This window comes from Sphingomonas bacterium, assembly GCF_903643065.1.
Taxonomy (GTDB): Bacteria; Pseudomonadota; Alphaproteobacteria; order Sphingomonadales; family Sphingomonadaceae; genus Sphingomonas.
The window spans coordinates 1-2,996 of the sequence record NZ_CAHJWX010000390.1; the positions used below are offsets into that span (position 1 = coordinate 1).

At 72.1% G+C, this 2,996-nt stretch carries 3 protein-coding genes; 2 read left to right on the plus strand and 1 reads right to left on the minus strand.

Translation table 11 applies throughout. The features are described from left to right. The first annotated feature begins 66 nt into the window (after window positions 1–66). Together HUU95_RS12625 and HUU95_RS12630 are read left to right on the plus strand one after the other, a co-directional pair. Window positions 67–1,020 (plus strand): thiamine pyrophosphate-dependent enzyme, encoded by a 954-nt coding sequence (locus HUU95_RS12625; RefSeq protein ID WP_254602787.1) that lies wholly within the window; start codon window positions 67–69, stop codon window positions 1,018–1,020. A gap of 12 nt (window positions 1,021–1,032) precedes the next feature. Next, window positions 1,033–2,004, plus strand: coding sequence for a 3-carboxyethylcatechol 2,3-dioxygenase (locus HUU95_RS12630; RefSeq protein ID WP_174280421.1), 972 nt, complete (start codon window positions 1,033–1,035; stop codon window positions 2,002–2,004). Window positions 2,005–2,008: 4 nt separating this feature from the next. On the opposite strand, the gene HUU95_RS12635 is transcribed toward HUU95_RS12630, so the two are convergent. Beyond that, window positions 2,009–2,902, minus strand: a complete 894-nt coding sequence (locus tag HUU95_RS12635; RefSeq protein WP_174280422.1) for an amidohydrolase family protein — start codon at window positions 2,900–2,902, stop codon at window positions 2,009–2,011. Between the last annotated feature and the right edge of the window lie 94 nt (window positions 2,903–2,996).

The following is a 2,996-nucleotide window of genomic DNA, read 5'->3' on the forward strand; positions in this document are numbered from 1 at the left end:
TGCCGTTGCGAAGGCGGGGGCGTCGGCCAGGCTGAACTGCAGCGATGGCGCTAAATCGAGGCCGCGCTGGGCGCGCCGGTCGTCGGCTTTCGCGGCGGGCGCGGCGTCGTCGGCGAGGATCGCCCGCTGGGGCTGAGCATGGCGGCGGCGTGGAACCTCTGGCCGGCGGTCGACCTGATGATCGGCATCGGCACCCGGCTGGAGATCCCCTTCATGCGCTGGGGCAGCATGATGCGTTGCGAGCGCAGCATCGCCGGCAGGCGGCTGATCCGCATCGACATCGATCCCGCCGAGATGGACCGGCTCGACACCGACGGACCGCTGGCGGGGGACGCCGCCGTGACGGTCGGCGCGCTGCTGTCGGCGCTCGACGCCGCCGGCCACCCCCCGCAAGGCGACCGCGCCGCGATCGCCGACGCCAAGGCGAAGGCGGCGCGCGACATCCGCTCGGTGCAGCCGCAGATGGCCTATCTGGACGTCATCCGCGACGTGCTGCCGCGCGACGGCTTCCTGGTCGAGGAACTGTCGCAGATGGGCTTCACGTCGAACTTTGGCTATCCGGTGTATGAGCCGCGCACCTATGTCAGCTGCGGCTATCAGGGCACGCTCGGCTTCGGCTTCCCCACCGCGCTCGGGGTCAAGGTCGCCCACCCGGACAAGCCGGTGGTGTCGATCACCGGCGACGGCGGCTTCCTGTTCGCGATGCCCGAGCTGGCGACGGCGGTGCAGTACGGCATCGACCTCGTCACGATCGTGTTCGACAATGGCTGCTACGGCAACGTCCGGCGCGACCAGGAGACCCGCTTCGCCGGGCACGTCATCGGCGCCGACCTCGTCAACCCGGATTTCGTCAAGCTCGCCGAGAGTTTCGGCATCCGCGCCTGGCGCGTCGACACGCCGGACGGCCTGCGCCCCGCGCTGGAGGCCGCGCTCGCGCTCGGCGCGCCGGCGCTGATCCAGGTCCAGGTGCCGCGCGGGACGGAAGTGTCGCCCTGGTCCTTTATCCACCCGGCGAGCTGAAGAGGTGATGGCATGAACGCGCTGCTGACCTGCGTCTCCCACGGCCCGGCGCTGATGCGGCCGATGCCGGAAACCGACATGCACCCGCACGTCGTCGAGGCCTATGCCGCCCGCGCGCGCGCGCTCGCCGCGTTCGATCCCGAGCTGGTCATCATCTGCGCGCCCGACCATTATACGGGCGTGCACCTGCAGATGGTGCCGCCCTTCTGCATCGCCTTCGGCGCGACGGCGGTGGACGATTACGGCGGCGCGCCCGGGCGGCTGGATGTCGCGCGCGATTTGGCGAGCGAGTGCCTGGCGGCGGTGCGCGCCGCCGACATCGACGTCGCCGCGTCGCATGACATGACGGTGGACCACGGCTTTTCCCAGCCGCTGCAGCTGCTGGCCGGCGCGATCGATCGCTATCCCACCATCCCGGTCCTCATCAACACCACCTGTCGGCCGCTGTCGTCGTTCCGGCGCGTGCGGATGCTGGGCGAGGCGATCGGCGCGTTCGCGGCGGGGCTGGGCAAGCGCGTCGCCTTCATCGCCAGCGGCGGGCTGTCGCACCATCCCGCCAACATCTTCCCGCAGGATCTGGCCGCCGTGCCCGACGAGCTGCGCAGCTATCTCGTCCACGGCGGCATGGGCGGCGGGCTCGACCGCGACGCCTGGATCGCGCAGCTGGGCGCGCGCACGGTGCTGGGCGGCGAGATGGTGATGCGCGGCGAGCGCACCGCCAGCGACTTCCGCCTGAACCCAGCCTGGGACGAGGCGTTCCTCGCGCGCTACGCCACCGGCGACTTCGCCGCGTTCGACGATTGGGAACCGGCCTGGGTGATCGAACAGGCCGGGGTCGCGGCGATGGAGGTGCAGCAATGGATCTGCGCCGGCGCGGCCGCCACGCGCTGCGGCGCGGGCGCGATCAGCACCGACTTCTACAGCGCGCGCGCCGAATACCGGCTGGCGATCGGCGTCGCCCATGCGGACCCCGCCGCCGCGTGACGGCTCAGCCGGCGACCGCCTCGGGCCAGTAGAGCGCGAGGGGATTGTCGATCAGCAACGCCCGCTGCAACGCGGGCGTGGGCGCGATGCGCGGGATCACGTCGACCAGCGCGCCGTCGTCGGGGATCGCGTCGGCCATGTTCGGATGCGGCCAGTCGGTGCCCCACAGCGCGCGGCTCGGATAGTCGGCGACCAGCGGCGCGACCGCGCGGACGAAATCGTCCCACGGCGGCCCGGCGGGGTCGAGCCGGTCGGGACAGGTCGCCTTGAAGTGGATGTCCGGCCGGCTGTCGAGCAGCGCCCGGAACGCGCGCAGGTCGGGTCCGTCCGGCCCCTGGCTGACGTCGGGCCGGCCCATATGGTCGATGACGAGCGGCACGGGGATCGCGTCCAGGAACGGGCGCAGATCGGCCAGGATATCCGCCTCGAAATACACCACGACGTGCCAGCCGGCGGGCAACCGGCGCGCCACCTCCAGGAACCGGTCCTTGGGCGCGTCGTCGACCAGCCGCTTGAGGAAGTTGAAGCGGATGCCACGGATGCCGCCCGCGTGCAGCGTGTGCAGCGCCGCCTCGTCGATACCGGGATCGACGACCGCCACGCCCCGCGCGGCGCCGTCCGATCGGGCGATCGCGTCGAGCGTCGCGGCGTTGTCCGTCCCGTGGCAGCTCGCCTGGACGATCACGTTGCGCGCGAAGCCCAGCCGATCGCGCAACGCGAACAACAGGTCCGGCCCCGCGTCCTGCGGCAGGTATTTGGCCTTGGCGCTGAACGGGTGCCGCGCCTGCGGGCCGAACACATGGCAATGCGCGTCGATCGCGCCCGGCGGCGGCTCGTAGCGCGGGCGCGTCGGCTCCAGCGTCCAGCTGCGCACCCGGCCGTCCACGTCCACGCTCATGCGAACACCGTCCCGTCCATCAGCTTGCGCGCCGTGCGCAGCAGCGCCGCGCTCGTCACCGCGCCCGCCGCGTCCACCGCCAGCACGCACGTCA